Here is a 19758-nt window from a genome sequence, read left to right as displayed (position 1 = left end):
GCGTGACGACGAGACTCACAGATCAGACGCTCTCCGTCATTTTTGTCTCCAACGGGCCCGGGGAGCTCGCCACCTGGGTCCGTCCCTTGGCAGAACAGCTGCATCGCCGCCTCTTGATGCGGCCCAGGGCTCCTGGTTCACAGATCAGTCTTCATCTGGTGTTGGTTCCCTGCCCGAATGCCACGGGCACGGAGGCTGAAGCCGCAGCGCGTTGGGGGCAATTTGATCGCATTGTTCCGGCGCGGCGTTTCTGGAGTCTGTTGCTGAATCCCAGTCGCTACGGCCCCTGGCCATCCCGCGGTGTGGTGGTGTTTCTGGGTGGTGATCAGTTCTGGACTGTGTTGTTGTCCGCCCGGCTTGGGTATCGCCACATCACCTATGCCGAATGGGTGGCACGTTGGCCCCGCTGGAACGATCGGATCGCCGCTATGGCTCCAGCGGTGCTGGAACAGCTGCCTAGGCGTTTCCGTCCGCGTTGCCGTGTTGTCGGGGATTTGATGGCGGATCTTTCCGATGACGCCAAGGGCAGAGACCCATTGCCTGAAGGGCTCTGGGTGGCGCTGATGCCCGGGTCAAAGCCTGCCAAGTTGCGGGTGGGCATGCCGTTCCTTGTAGAGACTGCCGATCGTCTGGCAGCCCAGCAGCCCGACTGCCACTTCCTGTTGCCTGTGGCACCCACCACCAATCCAGAAGAGCTAATACGCTTTTCCGGTGTCACCAACGCGATTTCCTCCAGCTATCGCGGTGGCATTCACTCCCTGTTGCCCGCCGATGAACACTGGCCATGGCGACGTCTGCTGACCCATGCCGGCACGGTGATCCACCTGCAGGAAGATCCGCCTGCTCATGCTGCACTCAGCCAGTGTGCGCTCGCTCTCACCACTGTGGGAGCGAATACCGCTGAGCTCGGGGCTCTTGGGGTTCCGATGATCGTGCTGGTGCCGACGCAACATCTGGTGGTGATGCAGGCCTGGGATGGCTGGCTGGGTCTGCTCGCCAGACTTCCAGGTCTGCGAAGGCTGATCGGACTGCTTCTCAGCGCCTGGCGCATGCGAAACCATGGCCTGCTGGCCTGGCCGAATATCGCTGCCGGACGGATGGTGGTTCCTGAGCGTGTCGGGCCGATCACACCGGAGGAGATCGCCGGAGAGGCCCTGGAGTGGCTTCAGGCCCCGCACCGTCTGGATGGTCAGCGCGAGGATTTGCGCCGATTGCGCGGACAGCCCGGTGCCGTGTCGGCTCTGGCCGAGGAAGTGAGGGAGCTGCTCCCGAGAGCGCTTTCCGATTAGGGTCCGCGCCAATTGCCTCAAGATGATGTCCAGCTCTCACCCCACCGAAGGCGACCGCATGCAGCGTTCTCCTGACGAATGGAGAGAGCAGCTCACCCCTGAGCAGTTTCAGGTTGCCAGGCAGGGGGGGACTGAACGCGCCTTCACCGGGGCTTATTGGAATCACAAGGACGACGGCGTTTATCACTGCATCTGCTGCGATGCGCCACTGTTCAGCTCGAGCACCAAGTTCGAGTCCGGGACCGGCTGGCCGAGTTTCTGGGATGGGGTGAGCTCAGGGGCGATCCGCACCAAAGAGGACCGCACCCATGGCATGGTGCGTACTGAAATCCTCTGTGCCCGCTGCGATGCCCATCTGGGACATGTGTTTCCGGATGGTCCGACGCCCACAGGGCAGCGTTACTGCGTCAACAGCGCGTCTCTCCAGTTCAAGGGATAGGACATCAGCTGAGGCCCTCTTTCACGGGATCTACCAAGGATCATCCATCGGTTCCCTGGGAGATCTGGGCTGGGATTCCTGATCGAGGGGCTCCACATCCAAGGGTTCGCCTGGTCGCTCGATCGGCCGCCGCGATGCCGGCCGCGGCCGTTGATCGCTGCGGGGTTGGGGTGGGGCCTCCTCATAGCGAGGTGGCTGCAGGTCGAAGTCCCGATCCTGATCAACCTCACGGGACTGATAAGAATCACGGGATGGATAGCTCTCCCGAGGCTGATAGCGCTCAGGGTCTTCCTCGAATGGAAGTTCATCGAGGTAGCGCCTGCGGCGGGCTTCGTCCTGGCGGGGCTGCTCCAGTTCCACGTACTCCAGCTCGGCCTGATCCACGTCAAATCTCTGTGAGGAGGAGGCTTCCAGCTGCCGGGGAGTGTCTTCCGTGCTCTGGCCAGAGCTCAACTGATTCTCCACAGGCACCACGTTCACCCTGTAGCGCTCGCGTTCCTGCTCTTCCCAGCTGGGGCCACCAACGCCAAGCTTTTCGAGAAAACCACTGTTGAGCTGCTTGAGTTTCTCCTCGGCACCCTCGTAAACAATGATCCGGTCTGCACCGCTGCTCACGATCTCGTCGACGGGGATCTCCCAGGTGCTGAGAACCCCTTCACCCAGAAGGGGCACGCCCACGGCCCCCATCACGAGTGTGGTGAGTTCTCCGGTTTCGATATCGAAAGAGAAGCCGAGCACCCTGCCAAGCTGCTGGCCTGATTCGGTGATCACCTGGCAATTGATCACGCGGCTGTAGCGCTCGGGTGAAAAAGCTTCACTCAGAGAATCGGCGGAATCCACGAGGATCACATCGCCGACCTGACGGATGCGATCGAGGGGCATCCAGCGCGGAAGCCCAGGCAGGAATCGGGTGAGGGGGTTATCACGCAAGCCAAGGGCGACGACCTCGCGGCCGTCAATGTCCACGATCACCTCTCCCACCACACCAAGGCGGCGCCCGGTATCGCGGGTGATCACCTGGGTACCCATCAGCTCTGACCTCAGCCAGAGGCGATCACTGGGCACGTTGGCCAGAGGATCATTGGAAGACGACGACAAACTCAACCGCAGGCCTCAGCCGGAGGGATTTGCGCCATTTTGACGCAAGGAGCCGACACCGGCTCGTCAGGCTGCATCCGGAAGGCCCACCACTTGGGTGTGGGCGCCCCGAGCCTGGGTCACGCCGATGGTTCTGGTCGAGGCGCCGATCATGGGCCTGCGGTGGCTCACCACAAGGAACTGGGCCTGTTCGGCCTGCCGGGCGATCAGCGCCGCCAGGCGCTCCACATTCACCCCGTCAAGAAAACTGTCCACCTCATCGAGGGCATAAAAGGGCGATGGCCTGAAGCGCTGCAGCGCAAAAAGGAAGCTCAGCGCGGTGAGGGATTTCTCCCCGCCCGACATGGCCGCCAGACGACGGACAGCTTTGCCCTTGGGATGGGCGACCAGGGTCAGGCCTCCCTCAAGGGGGTCATCGGCGTTGTCCAGCTGCAATTTGCCGTCGCCATCGGACAGGCTTGCGAAGATTTCGCGGAAATGACTGTCCACCGCTTCGAAGGCCTCCATGAAGGCCTCCTGGCGGAGGGTGGCCACAGTTCCGATTCGTAGCAGCAGTTCCTCCCGTTCTTGACTAAGCACTGCAAGGCGTTCACCGAGATCACCGAGGCGTTGTTCGAGCTCTTGCAGCTCTTCCAGCGCCAGCATGTTCACGGGCTCGAGGGCCTCCATTCGCCGTTGAAGCTGCTGGAGTTGCTCCTGCAGAGCCTCGAGACCACCCTCGCGAACGCCATCGCTGATCTCCGGCAGTGGGTCTGGCAGAGATGATTTCAGCTCCTCCAGGCGAATGCTGCCGCTGCGCAACTGCTCCTCAAGGCCCACCCGTTCCTCGCGCAACCGTTCTAATTCCCAGCGCGCCTGCTGCAGCCCCTGGCGTTGTTCCGCCACGATGGCCTCGGATTCATCGCGGGCGCGACGTTCCTCCCCGAAACGTGTCTGCAGCTCCTGTTGCTGGACGTTGAGGGCATCGCGCCGGGTTTTCAGATCCTGCTGCTGCTGCCGCCAACGGCCATGGGTTTCGGCAAGGGTTTTCACCGCTTCTTGGAGGGATTGTTCCTCGCGCTCGAGAGCCTTCAGCTGATCTGCCAAGCGCTGGACCGACATCTGGCGCTCTCGGTCTTGCTGCAGCAAGGTGTCGCGCTGACGGCGGGCCGTCTCCAGTGCTCCATCTGCCTGTTCCAGGGTGTGTTGGAGGGCTTGCCAGCGTTCGGCGTCACCGTTGGTTTCCACCTTGGCGTCCTCCTGATCCAGTTGCTGGAGCTCGGTCTGCAGAGGCGTCAGCGCTGTCTCGATGTCCTGGAGGCGACGGTTCTCCTGGCTGCCTGTCTCCTGCAGTTCCTGAAGCCTTCGCTGACGTTGCTGCAGGCGTTCCAGCAGGGGGCCGTGGGAGCGGCGCGCTGCCTGGCGTTCCGCCTCCAGGGCTGCCTGGCGTTGCTCAAGCTGGCGTAATCCCGGGCGTTGCTCCTCAATCTGTGCCGTCAGGCGTTGCTCTTCCCGACAGCAGGCAGCCAGGGTTTCTCCCAGCTCCAGGAGGCGTTGGCGCAGGGGAGCCGCTTCGTCACCCTCATTGCTTACGCCGAAGCTCAGGCTGCCGCTGCGCTGGCTCAGGCTTCCCCCGGTCATGGCTCCGCTCTTTTCCAGCAGCTCGCCCTCGAGGGTGACGGCACGGGAGCGGCCCAGGACGCGTCGAGCACTGCCCAGGTCTGTGAAGACCTGGGTGTCCCCGAACACATAGGCGAACACCTCGCCGTAAATCGGCTCGTACCGGATCAGGTCGACGGCTCTTCCGATCAGGCCATCGGCGTTGCCACCGTCCGGTCTGCGTCCACGGGCCATGGCGGCGCCGCCACCACTGCCGGGGGCCCGAATCTTGTTCAGTGGCAGAAAGGTAAGACGTCCGGCTCTGCGGCTTTTCAGTAGATCGATGGCCCGTGCAGCGATGCGGTCGTCGTCCACCACCACCTGTCCCATACGCGCACCGGCAGCCACCTCGAGAGCCATGCGATGGCGCTCCTCCACCTCCCCAAGCTGAGCGACCGGTCCATGGATTCCCTCCAGTCCGGATTCGAGCAGAAGGCGCAGGGCTCCGGTGCCGCGGCTCTCCTGAAGGGCTTCACGGCGACTGTCCTGTCGTGCGATGTCCCGTTCCAGTCGAGTCTGCTCCTGCTCCAGGCGGGCGCGGGTGCGCTGCTGAATCGCCAAGGACTCCGCCAGCTGCTGCAGTTGCTCCTGTCCCGTACGGATCGCGTTGAGCAGGGTCTGCCACTCCTGTTCCAGTTGCTCCAGCAGCGTCTGCACCTTGTGGTCTTCCGCACCGTCTTGATCCCGCTCCTGCTCCAGGTCGAGCCTGCGCTCTTCCGCCTGGCGCAGCCGCTCTTTCAATTGCTGACGCTCTTCCTGCAGAGGGGCCAGGGAGGCCTGCAGCTGCTGGCGGCGGGAGCTGCGCTGGCGTTGCTCCTCAATCCAGGTGCCTGAGCGGCCGGCCACTTCGCCCAGCTGGCGGCGGGAGCGTTCCACGGCGGCTTCCGCATCCCGGCAATCCTGTTCGGCTCGCGCGAGTGCGTCCGGATCGGTGCTGAGCCGAAGCGACTCCGATTCGGATTGGATCTGTCCTCTGCGTCCCTGGAGGTCATGGCGCACGGCCTGAAGCCGTTCACCCTCCTGCTGGTGCTGGGCGGCCTGCCGCTCCAGTTCTCGGCTTTGAGGATCGAGGCCTGCCAGCTCAGCCTGCACGCCCAGCAACTGGTCTTCTCCCAGAGCCTTGACGTTGTCCTGGAGTGTTTTCAGCTTGCTGGCCGCTTCCTGCAATGTCGTTTCCCGCTCCTCAAGGGCTCGGGAGTCGCGGGCATCCTGATTTCCCAGGTCTTGATGCCGCTGCTGCAGGCGGCGGCGTTCGGCCTGCGCTGCTTCGTAAGCCAGAACCAGTTCCTGCCGGCGACCCAGCTGGAGCTGCTCGCGCAGCTCCTGATAGGCCCGGGCCTTGGCGCAATCCTTCTCAAGCCGCTGGCGCGCCGCCAGAAGTTCCTGTTCCACGATCCGGCAGCGCTCCTGCCGTTCCTGCACATCGTCCAGTTTTCTGCGGGTCTGTTCGATGCGGGTGTCGAACAGGGCCACTCCGGCCAACTCATCAATGAGGCCGCGGCGGTCCCGGTTGCTCATCGACACGATGCGGGTCACGTCGCCCTGCATCACCACGTTGCTTCCCTCCGGATCGATGCGAAGCCGTCGCAGCTGGGTCTGGAGCTGCTGCAGGTTGCAAGGGACCCCGTCGGCGCTGTAGCTGCTGCTGTAGGAGCCGCCCGGCATGACCCGTAATTTGCGGGTCACCGTCCACTCGGTTTGATCCGGCCGGATCCAGGGGCCTTCCTCTGGAGCCTCGATGCCCTCCTCTGCGGCATCGGGTTGCCAGTCCGAGAGGTCGAAGCGCACGCTCACCGTGGTCTCGGCTGATTTGCCAGCCTTGAGAACCCCACTGTTCACAAGATCGGGCAAGCGATCGGCCCGCATGCCGCGGCTGTTCGCGAGCCCGAGGCAGAACAGCACACCATCAAGAATGTTGCTTTTGCCGGATCCGTTCGGCCCAGTCACCACCGTGAAGCCCTGCTCCAGGGGGATGCTCATCGCCCCGCCGAAGGACTTGAAGTGCGTGAGCCCAACTTGATTGATATGAACCAACAGGGGCCACGGCTGTCAGCGCTCTGAAATTAGCGAAGCCCCTGAAAAGCTCAAGCGTTGCGTTCAGTTTGTTGATCTCGAGGCTGGCTGAGGCAGCACAGTTCTCCGATCAGAGAGAGACAGACGGGATCTGGCATCCCGATCGCAGCCATCCCCTCAAGCTCCAGGGTTAAGGGCTGATCAGCGCTGGCTGGAAGATTGCCGCGGTAGCGCCCCCCCACCACCCGTCGCGCCCAACCCCGACCTCCGGACACCGCTGCGGCCTCTCGGTCGAGCCACACCAGCCGGTGGGGGGGGAGCGGCGTGGCGTTCTGGCCAGGGCCGTTGAGGAGCGGGATCGCATCAAGCCGCCAGCTGCGGCAACTGTCACCGTCTTCCAGGAGGAGATCGAGATGGCAACCCCGGGGATCATCCGGGGCTCCGAAATGCTCAAGCAGTACGTATCGGTGTGGATCGACGGGCATGAGTTTCATCCGCAGGACGCCCTACCTATCCTGTGAATGGCCATCAGGATCGCCATGGATTCAGCTCCATCCCCTGCCGAGTCGACTGCAGAATCCCAGGATCTGGCACATCGATTCCGAGATCGCTTTGAAACGCTCCTCCCGGAAATTCAGAAGCGCTGGCCGGAAGTGACGCATCAGGCCCTGGAGGCGACCCGCGGAAGTCTTGATGATGTGGTGCATCTGATTGCAACACATTCTGACCGCGCCTCTACGACGGTGCGCCATCAGCTTGAGGAGCTGATCCATCAGGCCGGAGACAGGTCCCGCCATCTGGCAGACAGTCTTCAGCCTCTGGAAGAGCAGCTGGAACAGTTGCTGGATGATCTAAACCGCACCCTGCGGCCGAAAATCGAGAAGCCCCTGCGGGAGCGGCCCCTCCTTTCTGTGGCTGTGGCCGCCGGGGTTGGGGTGTTGGTGGGTGCCTTGCTGAGCGGTGGTCGGCGGTCCTCATGAGCGAACTGCCTCGTTCTCAAGAGCCCCGTCCGCGCGGGCTTGGCGCAGCCGCCAGGGTGACTGCACTGGCGGGTTCCGTGATGGATCTGCATGTGCGCATTGCACTCCAGGAGGTGGACCGCGAAAAGCGCCGCTTGATCAGTGGTGGCGTGTTTCTGGCCATGGGCGGCACCTTGATGCTTCTGGCCCTGGTGGCCGGAGAAGCCGCACTGTTGGTTTGGGTGCTCGAGGCCTGGGACTGGTCACTGCTCCAGGCGTTGCTCGGTTTGGCAGTACTCAACCTGGTGGTGGCTGGGATCAGCCTGCGCGTGGGCGGGATGCTGGCCAAGGGGCCCTACCTTCCCCAGACCCTCGAGGGACTGTCGCGCACCACGCGCGCTGTGCTGGGGCGCTGAGCTTCAGCGCACGTCGTAGTGCAACCAGCGGCAGTCGATGCCGCCATTGCTGATGGGAATCCTGCGGGTGGCCTTCATGCGCAGGGCTCCGGTGAGCTTGGGGTTGCCGCTGAGCACCCACAGCGCCCATCCCGATGCGTGCTCTTTGGCGTAGCGACCCAGATCGCAATAAAGACTCTCCAGATCGCTTTCCGCGCCAATGCGTTCGCCGTAAGGCGGATTGCACACCAGCGTCCCAGGCTCCTGCGGCAGGGCGAAGTTGTGGAACGATCCCGTTTGGATCTCAACGATGTGCTGCAGGCCTGCGGCCTGAACATTGGCTCGGGCTTGATCGGCGATGCTGGGATCGGCCTCAAACCCCTGGATCAGGGGAAGGTTCCGCTCTCTGCAGGCCCGGTCCTGAGCGCGCTTTCTTTCGGCGTCCCATTGATCCAGGTTGAAATCAGCCCAGCTTTCAAGAGCGAAGACACGATCGAGTCCTGGTGGAAGCTGCAGAGCCATGGCTGCCGCCTCGATCAGAAGGGTGCCGGAACCGCAGAGAGGATCCACCAGTGGGCTGCTGCCGTCCCATCCTGAAAGCTGGATCAGTCCTGCGGCCAGATTTTCCTTTAAGGGTGCTGCACCCATTGCCGCGCGGTAACCGCGCCGGTGCAGGCTGCCGCCGGAGCCATCGAGGCTGAGTGTGGCTTCACCGCGGTGCAGATGCAGGTGCAGGTTCAGATCGGGCTCTTCAAGGTCGATGGACGAGCGTTCTCCCCAGAGGTCCCGTTGCCGGTCGATCACCGCATTTTTCACCTGAAGGGCCGTGAAATGGCTGTGGTTCAGGCCTGGGGCTGTGCCTGTGACATCCACACGGAAGCTCATGGAGGGATGCAACCAGCGCTCCCAGTCGAGAGCCTGTTGGATGCCGTCGTAGAGATCATTGCGCTCTCTACAGGGGAAGTGGCTCATCTCGCGGAGCAGCCGAAACGGCAATCGCGCCTGGAGATGCAGCCTGTAAAGACAGGCCATGTCGGCGTCAAACGAAGCCGCACGGCGGAGAGGCTTCACCTCTTTGGCACCAAGAGCGCTCAGTTCGGCAGCACCGATGGCCTCCAGGCCCTGGGGCAGCACGGCGATGCAGGGGATTCGTTTGGGTGGATGGCGGTGTTCCCTCCCCACGCTGCTGTGCTCCACGTCACCACTGCTGTCAGAATGGCAGTGTCCGGATTTTCCGGACTAGGTGATCCACACCAGTGTTCCGGACAGCGGTTCGATTCCGCTCAGCTCCATTCCCCCTTCCCGGGGCTGCAATGGTTTCGACGGGGCATGAGGAGGGTGACTGAAGCCTGCTCGGTGAGAGCAAACCCGTAACTGCGAACAACATCGTTCGTTTCTCCCGTCAAGCAGCCCCTGTTGCTGCCTGACCCTTAGGGGAGATGGGGTGAAGTCAGCCTTATCACCCAAATGACTCATGGGGCCTGGAAGGGCCTCTTAAATATTCCAAGACAGCGCATCTCAAGGGTCCGCTGTTTATTGCCAAGAGGTTCGTGGGCATCCTGCGGGCAGCGTCCAGTTCCGCGTCCAGGCGGTCAAGCACCATCGCGCTCATAACCCTCTTATTGAGAACTGCCATGTGAGCCAGCATCAGGCGCATCACAGTGGCAACATTTTCTGGCTTACTGGCTGCCATGCAATCCAGCCATCAACCCCCTAACGGCTCCAAATCTCCCAACCCCTGAAGACACGTCATTTCAACGCACGGAATCTGAACCGGAGGTTTTGGTAATGGTCGATTGCAAGCTATCACTCTGGCGAGGGCAACCAACTTTTTTCAATGGCTAATTGAAGAGGACTCTCCAGCATCCTCAGCCATGACCTGCGCTGATAGCTCAGCTGGTTGTACTGCGCTACGGTCACGCTCATTGCGGAGGCATTCTTTGCCACTCGGGTGGCTACTGCCTTGCTGATCATGAATTTTGAAGCTTTCACTAACCCTTGAGAAGGCTTCCGTTTCTTTGCTGCGTGGCAGCGCAACAACGTTGGAAACATCTATGCCATTACAACTGACTATGGCTGACCTAATGCAAGTTTAATGGTCATCTTCTTAGAACATTACTGAGATCACTAGCTCACTAGAGGGAGCGGTATTAAAGATTTTTATCCGTTTGGGGGATAGGTCAGCAGCGAAGACCACTCGGATGGGGGATGTGATTTTTATCTGCAAGTAGTGTGGGTAGTAATTGACTTTTCTGCCCCGTAAGACGAGTTCTTATTAGCCTTGTGATCATGATTTTTGCCTTGGATAGTCCTGCAAGGGCTTTATCATGTTACCCGAAGAAAATATAAATTCTATCTTGATTGTTAAATCTGGCCAAGACATCGGCCTTGATCTTAAAATTAGTCTATTTATGATTTCAAAAAAATGTCCTTCGATTTTGATTTTTCACTTTATTGGAAAAAGGATGGAAAAACAATAACTAAAACTGGGTCTAAACGGACTTACCGTTCCCAAAATATCGAACCTACTGAAGGTAATTGGATTTTTAATGGTAATGGTGATAGCATTTATCTTTTAGAACATTTTCGTCAAGCTTTTCCGAAGGACACAGATCTTAGTAAATACACTCTCGGGATTGAGTTTAATCAAACTGAAGGTTTACCTGAGAAAGAGTCATGGCTTGCAGTAGGCGACCATGCAATGAAAGGAAAATTTGTAAGTGGTACAAACCGGAAAAAAATTGAATTTAATCTAAGTGGTCTAAAAGACGGTTTGATTGGAGGTAATTCAGCGGCGAAAGCGACTCAGGGCGTCAGACAATTTACATTTATTCCTTATACAGAAAAATCTTCCAAGGAGGGAAATATTCAATATTTTGGCAAAAGAGTTGTTAGTATTACGACAGGGCCAAACTCTTATGATGATATTGTCCCAAGCCTCAAAACAGGAGTAAAAAATACTTCTCAAATCAAGACTTTAAAGGATTTAAAAGATAAAAAAAATTCTAACGTTTTGCCTGGTTTTACAGTAACGATTGGTGGTATAGCCGATCTACTGCTAAACAAAGGTTATAAGAAAGCTGGCGGTCTTCCGGACGATGTAAGCCAATATCATTTAATTGTTGATGATCTAGTCGACACGAGCAAGAAACTTCTTGCCCAATCTATTCTGGTAACTTATAATGGAAATAATCCAAAGTATAAAAAAAAGTTTGGTTCACCAGTAAGGATTTTACTCGAAAACGATATTCCTTGGTTTGTTACAGGCTCAAAGAATAGTATTATTGACAGTAGAACTAAATTTGATCAATATAAAAAATATAAACCTAATGTTGAGAAAAAATTTTATAATACTGCTCTTGAGCTGCAAAGCTCTTTCAAAGGTAAAACACCTACTTCCAATACACCACGTAATAGAGCAATCTCAGTTGCTGGTATTACATTCAAAGACAATGCAAAAGTTAATCGCTCAGCAATTCAGCTAAACGGTTATAATGATTCTGATGGCTCGTATGATTGGTGGGTCGAAACTAAAGCCAACCAGCAAGAGCAAACTTATTGGCGGAGAATCAAGAAGGCTATTGATAATTATGTTTCGGGAAATTCTACAACACAATTTTTTAATCAGGGAGGCAAGGCGTCTTCTCCTATCTATATGTATGACAACCAGATATCTACATGGTCTGATGGATCTGATGGTCCCGAAACACTAGCGCCATATAGTCTATTTGAAAGAAATTTTCAGATGGTCACTGATGATAACATCAAAGTTTTGACTGGTAATTCACGATGGAAGGATATGACATTAATCCAAGGTAATACTGGCTCAGCTGTTTCTATGGGATCTTATGGATTTACGAATGGAAATGTAAGTGGTAATAAACTGACAAACATTTCTATTCCTAGAATAGCCCAGTATAATCCTTTTGATTATATTAACGGAGTTATATCTAATAAAAGTATTTATGGAAAACCACTGCAAGGTTCCAAGAATTATGGAATTGATGGAAACTCAATTGGAAGAAAATCAGATAAGAGTGCGGGAACAGGGATCTATGTTGATTCGTGGAACAAAGATGGCACTAGCAATGGAAATATTAATGCAATTAGAGATATTGGAATTTTATCTGCGCTGAATCGGAACAACAAATTCGATGCATTGAGCAATTTTTCAGAAGGTCTGTTGACATCAAATAAAAGCTACGCACTAGGAAACAACCATTTCTCCTATTCAATTACCGACGATATATTCTATGATAATAAGGAGAGACAATTAATGTATGCCTTCGGCACTAATGACTCTTCAAATCATGTCTTCTATTCAGGACAGAAATGGAATACCATGACCAAGTGGGATACAGGTCTTGGTTCAATGCCCGACAACGCATTGAAATTAAATAAAAGCCTTAAAATCCATGCAACTAGAATTGATCAGAATGCCGGCTTGGTAACTATCGGTCTTGAAAAAGATTCGATATCCAATACGTTACTGTCATCAGCAAAAAGTCAATCAAAGCATATTGCGGCCCTTACTGCTGAAAATATTAACTCTGATCAGCAGTCTGAAAACTGGCTGTCAACAGAGGGTTTACAAGTTGGTCCTTTATCTTCTGCTCATTTGGATGACGGAACATATAAGCCATATGCTATTCATGAAGATCAAAAACTTGCAATCGAAACTCTGCATGATAATGGTAACTCCGTAGATGTGCATTTTGAAAAAAATATTCAAGTCAGGTTTTTTACTTCTTCAACAGGCAGTTGGCTTAATGATACGCCTCAATCTGAAAAAATTTATTTGAATATCAAGCGCTTAGGTAGATTAATCACTTCGTTGGGCTTCTATGAGTGCGATCCTGTCACTGGGGAGATATTAATTGCAGAAGACAGCATCAAGCCCGGCGAAGATGGGTATATGCAGCAAGCAATGGACTTGTCAAAATCTTCAAATCTTTTTTTCACAGGCAAAGATATGCCTGGCTATAAATCAGAAGTCACTATTTCTGATATCACCGATTTTAAGCCCAATGCCGGCTACGGTTTATTCTTGAGTGTTGATGGTCAAAAAAATATATTGCATTCATCATTTTCTAGTGCAAATCCAGGCAACGCGATTCAAATGATAAGCACTGCATCCCAAGCTGGTGCTATTAGTTATGCTTTTGAAGATATTTTGGTCAGCAATAGTGAATCCGATCGTGATTACAACGATCTTATTGTAACAATTGGCGCCGAGTCAACCATTCCCGATGTTAAGCATGATACCAATCCCACGGGATTTATAATTGACTATGATGAAACAAATCAAAATTATATTGATCTTTACCAAAATACAGTACATAAAAATATTAGGGCTACTGCTTAGATTGCATTACAGTGGCCTAGGCTGGATCTAATTCAGGGTTTGGCTATTGTATTGAAGTTATGGTGTTGTTCAATTCGGCAACATCAAGCAGCCCTTCAGCGCTGAACCATGGAGCATTTTCCCAGCTGAAGCCTTCGCCGAGGGTGTTGTCTGGAGCGACAACGTACCAATTGCAGTCGGCGTCTGGAACATCCGGGGAGCATTGCGACTAATCCGCTTGCCATTGGCGAGCTTGAACACACATGAAAACTGCAAGGGTGACTGAAAATAGGCTTTGCAGCATTGTTATTTAAATTAAAGAAGCTGCCCCTACTCATCAGCCTCAACCAATTCCTCTATGAAGTCGGCTATATCTTCTACAGCCTGAATAGAGACCTTGAGTCTGATATTCGGTGACCTCAACCTCGGAGATGTGCCTGGAGAACTGGGCGGAAGCATCGGAACGATGGTTGGTGAGTTCACCGCTAAAGCGATCAACTTCATGATAAGCCTTGAATGCGCAGCACTGGCTTCGGGGCTCAATGCAGCGATCTTCGACTTCTTTACGGCACTCTTCAAGAATATTGGCTACTGCCAAATCGGTCAGTTGGCGATGAACCTCATCCAAGGGGTGTTTGGCTCATTTACGGGCTTCATCATCGGAACCGCCGCGGCAGCCAAGTTCATCACCTTTATTGGCTTCTTAGGCATGCCACTCTCTGGCGTAGCAGCCACGATTGCGGCTGCTACGCCATTGATCAGGAATTGCAGCTCGGTGTCGGACAGGGTGAACTTGCGGCGTTTCTTGTCTGCCTTGCCTCGCAATTCCTTTATGTCCACAGTGTTGATTTGCCATGTCTTGGCGGCACCAAGCCGGGCGATGGCGTGATCAGTCAGGTTGCACAGCGCGATGCAATAGGCGGAACGTGATGGGGCCATCCCCGTCCATTTGGTCAGTGTTCTCTTCAAGAGGGTGTGACCATCAGAGGCCTGACCGGCATTAATCAACCGCAGGGCTTCGGTTACATAGGGCTGGTAGTTGTCCCGCCAGGGGATAGCCCGGATTTCATTGCGGTGATTCATAAGGACATCCCGCAGGCTGTCGGCTTCCTCCGTCCACAACAGTTCACGGCGCATGGTGGTGCTGCCGTCTTAGGCCGTGGCCAGTGCTGCTTTGAGGCTGTCGGTCTTGCCTTCGGCGATTGCCTTGGTAGTAAGGTTCAGCAGCAACAAGGTCTTAGCTGTGTTCTCTGTGACCAGGCCAGGTCCAGCACGGCTGATTTTTGTTTGCGCCAGTCTGTTGGTCGCCAGCGCAAGCGATGCGTCCGCGGTTTTTGGCGTTGCTCACGGTGAATCCAGCCAGGCCTGGGGCGGTGCGAATGGCGGAGTCGAGACCTTTTCGCCAGAGTGCACAAGCAGCTGTTGTAGGCATGGATCATTTCTAACGTCTGTTGACCAAACCTTGGCATTAGGGAGCCTTGCTATGAGTATAGGTGAACACTTGTATTGTTAATTGCTAGGGGTTTGGCGTCATAGCTGGCAGAAGCTTCCCGTATCACCAAAATGACTCATGGGGCCTACAAGGGCCCTTTAACCATTTCCGCCCGGCGAACTCATGGATTCGTCTTGTCGTGGCTCAGCTCTCAGTGGGAATCTCAGGTCCGCCAGACCGGTCATCAGAGAGACATGCTTCCAGCCGCTGCACCAGAACAGTGCGGGTCTCCAGTTGACAAATTTGTGTGGTAACGAATACATGCGTAGGCGATTAAGGTGTTATGGTCATTTACATTGATTTTCCAAAATGCAGCTCTACAACGTAACATGGCAGTTCCCTGAAATCGAGGGGCAAAAGGCCGGTTATGCCAAATTAATCGAGTACATGGCGAGTGGCGCTGAAGCGGACAATTTTGAAGGCTTTGAGTTGATCAGCCGCACGCATACCCCTCAAACGGGTAGCGGTATTGTGATTTGCAAGGCATCAGGCACTAAGGCAATTTTCAAGCATTTTGCCCCATGGAGAGCGATGTTTGGCGTGGAGTTTGACATTCAGCCAGCCTTCTCCGATGAGGAGGTTTGTGAGTGCCACAAGGAGCTTTTTGAGTCGATGGGCAACTGATTGCCCAGTGCTCTGCCATTGCAGTTAGTAAATATTGTCTCTATCAGCCCCGTCAGCAATGGCGGGTTTTTAGTAGGCACGCAGATAGCCTTTGGTATTGCCCGAAAGGGCTATTTTAGTTTTTGATGAAGATGCATAATACTTTTGTTGGTGATTTTGGTTAAATTATTTTCGATATAAGGGTACTCAGTTCATTAATTCATGAGTCTCTTGTGCAAATTAAGCGGGGCATTTGAAAACCTTGAGAAGCTTGCCTTCATCAGTTCGAATATCCCCTGACTGAAAGCATCCGGCTTCGGCAGGCGGAATCCTTGAGCCGATGTGGGTCGTGAAGCTCTCGGCACTGCTCAGCCCACTCGCCAGCACGACCACGAAAGCAACGAGTGAGAGCAGAGTAGTCGTAAGCAATCGCATCTGTGGAAGAGTTGAGGAGGTTCAAGTCTGCATGGAAGATCACTCAGCTGGGGCGCAGATGACGAGAGACCTCCTTAAAATTCTTATGAAATCACCTTCTGATGGACGAAACCAGAGAGTCGAGGGGTCATCTTGCCGCAATCGTTGGAATCGGTTTATTGGTTATCGGCTTTTTTGTTGTTGGAGTTATCGGGGTGAAAGTGTGGGGCCATCAAGTTGAGCTGACCAGAAGTTTTGAACAATGCATGGAGAGTGCTCCATTTAAAAAATCTTTCAACGTGGCGCGACCAGAGAATCTCTTATCAGCAGATCAACTGCAAAATCACTTTGAAGAGTTCGATCGGATTGTTGAAGTGACTGGTTTGCCACCTATCTGGAATGGAAAGACATTGGTTCCATGGAAAAGCTTCCATCAGGACTCCATCGCATTTGCAAGGCAATGCCATTTGCGACTGGGGATTGATCAGCCTCAAAGACAACTGAAAGGGACCTACTCCAAGCCTGTATTGGATCCTGATTCCCCGATTTGGGCACCCAGCTGATTCGACGCTTTGAGCGCATATTTGGAAGCTCAGTAGCCGCTGCTGCTTACTTTGAAGTGGTTTTGCTTGGAAGACTCACCTTGTGCAAGGTGTCGTTGAGAGGTCGCCATTGCACGAGGTGGTTCGGATCGATCTGATGGATGTCCAGGCAATTCCAGACATCTGTTCCGGAGAGGGTCGCCTTGGCCCAGTGATCGCCTTCGCTTTTCATTTGCTTGCTGTTGCCGTCTTTCCACTCGCTCCACTCGATTGTTGGGTATTGGTCAACAAACTGATTGAGAATGACGATTGAAAACTCCATGGCGCCGTCGAGCGAGTCCTTTGCCAAGCGTAAGGGGTCCTGAGTCTTGATTAGCCTGAACGGCCCTCTGATGGCTGATCCATACGCTTGGTGTTGTGGCAACTACGGATCAATCGCGGAACCAGTGCTTCAATAGATCATCTTTCAAAGTTCAATGGAAACCACGGTTTGGACCTTCAGCCTCAGTGTCCCTTTCGCTGAATGGGCTGCGATCTACGACAGCGATGACGTTGTCAAGATGCACGCTGCCGTGGGCTTGAAATCTCTTTTTCGCGGGGTTAGCAAAGATGATCCCAGCAAAGTGTGCGCGGTTCAACAGGGTCCTGTGGGAGTAGCGCACAAGATCTTTGAGGACAACAAGGAGATGATCCGCGGCGCTGGCCACGTGATTGAAAGCACCGTGATCAATTCTTATCTTGATGCCTGATCAGCGGTTTAGTTGCCTTTGCCGTTAATCCTTTATTGAGGGATGTAATCAAGAGGGTCGTCAAAGGTTCCCTCCCCGCAGGGCGTTTGCGATCGCCCTCCCGGTAGATACTGTTGCTGGATCATCCCATCTTGGTACTCCTGGCAGAGTTCTGCCGGGGTCTGGCTGTCGACCCAGCCTTGGTAATCGCTTGCGAGAAAGAGTTGGGCTATTAAAAGCGAATTGATCATGGGTTAACGCGCGTTCTTGTGGTTTAGCTCTGAAGCAGGTGGTGGTGCTTCAGGTTGTTGTGCTGGTTCCTGTTGTCTAACGGCTGCGGTTTCTGAGCTCGAGTGCGGTTCCACGCCCTTGAGGTTCGGTCACCCTCCTGGTCAAACCAGCCAAGACCAGCAACGCTGAATTCATCAAGTTTGGTTGATGAATTGATGGCTTTTTACCCTCCTGCCCCCTCCTTCGAGGAGTTCCAGCCCGTCCAGGCGATCAGTCACCGACCAAGAATCCTTGCCCTGTATGGCTCGTTGCGTGCCAACTCCTGCTCGCGCTGTCTCACCCTGGAGGCCCAGCGCATCCTCGAGGCGATGGGGGCTGAGGTCAAAGTGTTTGATCCCCATGATCTTCCCCCTTTTGATTCCGAGTTGTCGGATCATCCGAAGGTGAAGGAGCTCCGGAAGTTGGTGGCCTGGTCGGAGGGTCAGTTCTGGTGTTCACCAGAACTGCACGGAAATCTCAGTGGTGTTTTTAAAAACCAGATCGACTGGATCCCGCTTGAAAGTGGCGCCTCAAGGCCGACGCAAGGGAAAACCCTTGCCCTTGCGCAGGTGTCGGGCGGGTCTCAGTCGTTTAATACCGTGAATAGCCTTCGAATTTTGGGTCGCTGGATGCGCATGATCTGCATCCCGAACCAGAGCAGTGTTCCTCGTTCCACTGCTGAATTCAACGAAGACTGCACAATGAAAGACTCCTCTTATCGCGAGCGTCTGATTGATGTGTGCGAGGAATTGATTCGCTTCACTGTTCTGATCCGTCCCAATCAGCGTCAGTTGGTGGATCGCTTCAGTGAGCGGCGGGAGACTGCGCAGATGCTCGAGCAGCGCATGGGGATCGCTGCCATCACCGAAAAAAGCTGAAGCAGATGTGATTCAACCGTTGAGGCGTTGATCGGCTTCACGCAGAGCGTCCAGGCGTGTGCCGACAAGCGATGGAATGCCGAACAGCTCAAGGCGGCGTTTCACCTTGCCGGCTGCACCGGCCACGAGCACCTGTCGATCGTGTTGCGCCGCCTCCTGCACCATGCGCTCGATCGCCAGGCTGGCCGTGACACCGAGATGGGGGACATCAGTGATGTCCAGCAGAAGGATCCGGTATTGCCGCACCAACATCATTCGCTCACTGATGCCTTTGGCTGCACCGAAACTGAGAGGCCCTTGCAGCCTGAACAGCATCAGTTCATCGCCGCAGCGTTGCAGCAGGGTTCGCTCCTCAGCGTTCAAAGGTTCCTGGTGCTGGTTCATGGTTCCGAGCTGGTGGGCAGTGAGGGACTCGATCGTGAGCAGGTTGGCCACGAACATGCCCACCAGCACCGCACCGATCAGGTCCCAGAACACCGTCATCAGCAGAACACCCCACATCACCAAAGCCGTCTTGAAGGAAAGACGGTGGGCACGGCGCAGGAACCCCCAGTCGATGATGTCGACGCCTACCTTGATCAGGATCCCCGCCAGCAGCGCCGTGGGGATCCCTTCGGCCAGAGGTGCGGCGCCCAGAAGCAGCACCAGCAGCACGATCGAGTGGGTCATCCCCGAGAGGGGGGTGCGCCCTCCGGACTGGATGTTGATCACTGTGCGCATCGTGGCCCCCGCACCAGGCAGACCGGTGAAGAGACCTGCCACGCTGTTGGCGATGCCCTGGCCGACCAGTTCGCGATCGGATCGATGCCGCGTGTAACTGATGTTGTCGGCGACCAGAGAGGTGAGCAGTGAATCGATTGCTCCGAGAACGGCCAACACCAACCCGGCTCGCAGCAGCACAGGCAAGTGCTCCTGCCAATTCGGCACAGTGAGTGTGAGTCCGCCTTCCGGGATGGTGCCGATGCGCGGGAGCTCTTCAGGGAACAGCCAAAGCGACAGCGGCGTGATCACAACAAGCGCCAGCAGAGGTGATGGAATCACCTGGCTGAGCCGCCTTGGACAGCCGAACACCACAAGAAGGGTGGCGGCACTTACCAATAGCGCCGCCGGCTGGGGGCTGAAATTTGTAAGGACCGACTGGAGCGACTGGAGCACGCCGCCGCGGCTGTCAATCCCCAGCAGTGGGCCGATTTGCAGGCAGAGGATGATCACCCCGATTCCGGTCATGAAGCCGGAGACCACCGAGTAAGGCACAAGCGTGATGTAGCGACCGAGCCTCAGCACTCCCATCAGGATCTGAAACAGTCCTCCGATCACCACGGCGGCCATCACCAGCGGCAGCAGCTCCCCGCTGCTGAGTTCACGGCTGACGCCGACAGCCGCAAGGCTGCCCACAACACCGGCCACGGTGACGCTCATCGGGCCCGTCGGCCCACTCACCTGTGCAGGCGTTCCCCCCAGCAGAGCCGCGAGGAACCCCGTCACGATCGCTCCGTACAGCCCATAGATCGCCCCTCCCGGACCAAGGGCGGCATTGCCGAAGGCCAATGCCAGGGGCAGTGCCACAACTGCCGCGGTCAGACCACCCGAAAGATCGCCACGCCAATGGTTCCAGCTGAAGCCGTGGATGAAAGAGTTCCTGCGTTGGTCCATCAC

Annotated in this window: 17 protein-coding genes; 9 read left to right on the top strand and 8 right to left on the bottom strand. The window is 55.5% G+C overall.

Features of this window, described 5'->3' with window-relative positions; translation table 11 throughout:
* The first annotated feature begins 2 nt into the window (after nucleotides 1-2).
* Nucleotides 3-1289: a glycosyl transferase gene (locus tag SynMEDNS5_RS10895; RefSeq protein WP_186583396.1), complete on the top strand. Its 1287-nt coding sequence runs from the start codon at nucleotides 3-5 to the stop codon at nucleotides 1287-1289.
* 25 nt (nucleotides 1290-1314) lie between these two features.
* Nucleotides 1315-1728: a peptide-methionine (R)-S-oxide reductase MsrB gene (gene msrB, locus SynMEDNS5_RS10890; protein ID WP_186583395.1), complete on the top strand. Its 414-nt coding sequence runs from the start codon at nucleotides 1315-1317 to the stop codon at nucleotides 1726-1728.
* Nucleotides 1729-1758: 30 nt separating this feature from the next.
* Here msrB and SynMEDNS5_RS10885 read toward each other — a convergent pair whose 3' ends face one another.
* The 3 genes from SynMEDNS5_RS10885 to SynMEDNS5_RS10875 form a co-directional block, all read right to left on the bottom strand.
* Nucleotides 1759-2832, bottom strand: a complete 1074-nt coding sequence (locus SynMEDNS5_RS10885) for a PRC-barrel domain-containing protein (RefSeq protein ID WP_186583394.1) — start codon at nucleotides 2830-2832, stop codon at nucleotides 1759-1761.
* 60 nt (nucleotides 2833-2892) lie between these two features.
* Nucleotides 2893-6444 (bottom strand): chromosome segregation protein SMC, encoded by a 3552-nt coding sequence (gene smc, locus SynMEDNS5_RS10880; protein ID WP_370593531.1) that lies wholly within the window; start codon nucleotides 6442-6444, stop codon nucleotides 2893-2895.
* A 104-nt stretch (nucleotides 6445-6548) separates the two neighbouring features.
* Nucleotides 6549-6962 carry a hypothetical protein gene (locus SynMEDNS5_RS10875; protein WP_186583392.1) on the bottom strand — a complete coding sequence of 138 codons (414 nt, stop codon included), beginning with the start codon at nucleotides 6960-6962 and terminating at the stop codon, nucleotides 6549-6551.
* A 54-nt stretch (nucleotides 6963-7016) separates the two neighbouring features.
* On the opposite strand from SynMEDNS5_RS10875, the gene SynMEDNS5_RS10870 reads away from it, so the two are divergent.
* Both SynMEDNS5_RS10870 and SynMEDNS5_RS10865 read left to right on the top strand, forming a co-directional pair.
* Complete coding sequence (locus SynMEDNS5_RS10870) at nucleotides 7017-7457, top strand: YqjD family protein (RefSeq protein ID WP_186585975.1); 441 nt, start codon at nucleotides 7017-7019, stop codon at nucleotides 7455-7457.
* Complete coding sequence (locus tag SynMEDNS5_RS10865) at nucleotides 7454-7852, top strand: phage holin family protein (RefSeq protein WP_186583391.1); 399 nt, start codon at nucleotides 7454-7456, stop codon at nucleotides 7850-7852. Before SynMEDNS5_RS10870 ends, SynMEDNS5_RS10865 begins: the two co-directional genes overlap by 4 nt.
* Before the next feature lie 3 nt (nucleotides 7853-7855).
* Here SynMEDNS5_RS10865 and SynMEDNS5_RS10860 read toward each other — a convergent pair whose 3' ends face one another.
* A complete protein-coding gene (locus tag SynMEDNS5_RS10860; protein WP_186583390.1) occupies nucleotides 7856-9028 on the bottom strand; it encodes a class I SAM-dependent RNA methyltransferase in 1173 nt (390 codons plus the stop codon).
* Nucleotides 9029-9637: 609 nt separating this feature from the next.
* A complete protein-coding gene (locus SynMEDNS5_RS10850) occupies nucleotides 9638-9883 on the bottom strand; it encodes a hypothetical protein (RefSeq protein ID WP_186583389.1) in 246 nt (81 codons plus the stop codon).
* A 373-nt stretch (nucleotides 9884-10256) separates the two neighbouring features.
* Here SynMEDNS5_RS10850 and SynMEDNS5_RS10845 point away from each other — a divergent pair, with 373 nt between their 5' ends.
* Nucleotides 10257-13196 carry a DUF4114 domain-containing protein gene (locus SynMEDNS5_RS10845; protein ID WP_186583388.1) on the top strand — a complete coding sequence of 980 codons (2940 nt, stop codon included), beginning with the start codon at nucleotides 10257-10259 and terminating at the stop codon, nucleotides 13194-13196.
* A 582-nt stretch (nucleotides 13197-13778) separates the two neighbouring features.
* Here SynMEDNS5_RS10845 and SynMEDNS5_RS10840 read toward each other — a convergent pair.
* A complete protein-coding gene (locus SynMEDNS5_RS10840; protein ID WP_186583387.1) occupies nucleotides 13779-14312 on the bottom strand; it encodes a hypothetical protein in 534 nt (177 codons plus the stop codon).
* 664 nt (nucleotides 14313-14976) lie between these two features.
* Between SynMEDNS5_RS10840 and SynMEDNS5_RS10835 the strand changes: the two genes are divergently transcribed.
* Both SynMEDNS5_RS10835 and SynMEDNS5_RS10830 read left to right on the top strand, forming a co-directional pair.
* Entirely contained in the window at nucleotides 14977-15291 is a 315-nt protein-coding gene (locus SynMEDNS5_RS10835) for a DUF3303 domain-containing protein (RefSeq protein WP_186583386.1), read from the top strand.
* Between the two features lie 515 nt (nucleotides 15292-15806).
* Nucleotides 15807-16247 carry a hypothetical protein gene (locus tag SynMEDNS5_RS10830; RefSeq protein ID WP_186583385.1) on the top strand — a complete coding sequence of 147 codons (441 nt, stop codon included), beginning with the start codon at nucleotides 15807-15809 and terminating at the stop codon, nucleotides 16245-16247.
* Between the two features lie 46 nt (nucleotides 16248-16293).
* Here SynMEDNS5_RS10830 and SynMEDNS5_RS10825 read toward each other — a convergent pair whose 3' ends face one another.
* Nucleotides 16294-16575 (bottom strand): hypothetical protein, encoded by a 282-nt coding sequence (locus SynMEDNS5_RS10825; protein WP_370593530.1) that lies wholly within the window; start codon nucleotides 16573-16575, stop codon nucleotides 16294-16296.
* Nucleotides 16576-16702: 127 nt separating this feature from the next.
* Here SynMEDNS5_RS10825 and SynMEDNS5_RS10820 point away from each other — a divergent pair, with 127 nt between their 5' ends.
* Both SynMEDNS5_RS10820 and arsH read left to right on the top strand, forming a co-directional pair.
* Complete coding sequence (locus SynMEDNS5_RS10820) at nucleotides 16703-16975, top strand: DUF3764 family protein (protein WP_186583384.1); 273 nt, start codon at nucleotides 16703-16705, stop codon at nucleotides 16973-16975.
* Between the two features lie 425 nt (nucleotides 16976-17400).
* Nucleotides 17401-18102 (top strand): arsenical resistance protein ArsH, encoded by a 702-nt coding sequence (arsH, locus tag SynMEDNS5_RS10815; protein ID WP_186583383.1) that lies wholly within the window; start codon nucleotides 17401-17403, stop codon nucleotides 18100-18102.
* 12 nt (nucleotides 18103-18114) lie between these two features.
* Here arsH and SynMEDNS5_RS10810 read toward each other — a convergent pair whose 3' ends face one another.
* On the bottom strand, nucleotides 18115-19755 hold the full coding sequence (locus tag SynMEDNS5_RS10810; RefSeq protein WP_186583382.1) for a SulP family inorganic anion transporter: 1641 nt from the start codon (nucleotides 19753-19755) through the stop codon (nucleotides 18115-18117).
* Nucleotides 19756-19758: the final 3 nt, after the last annotated feature.

Source organism: Synechococcus sp. MEDNS5 (assembly GCF_014279875.1).
Taxonomy (GTDB): Bacteria; Cyanobacteriota; Cyanobacteriia; order PCC-6307; family Cyanobiaceae; genus Synechococcus_C.
Note: the sequence above shows the minus strand (reverse complement) of the source record. Positions and strands in the feature narration are given on the sequence as shown.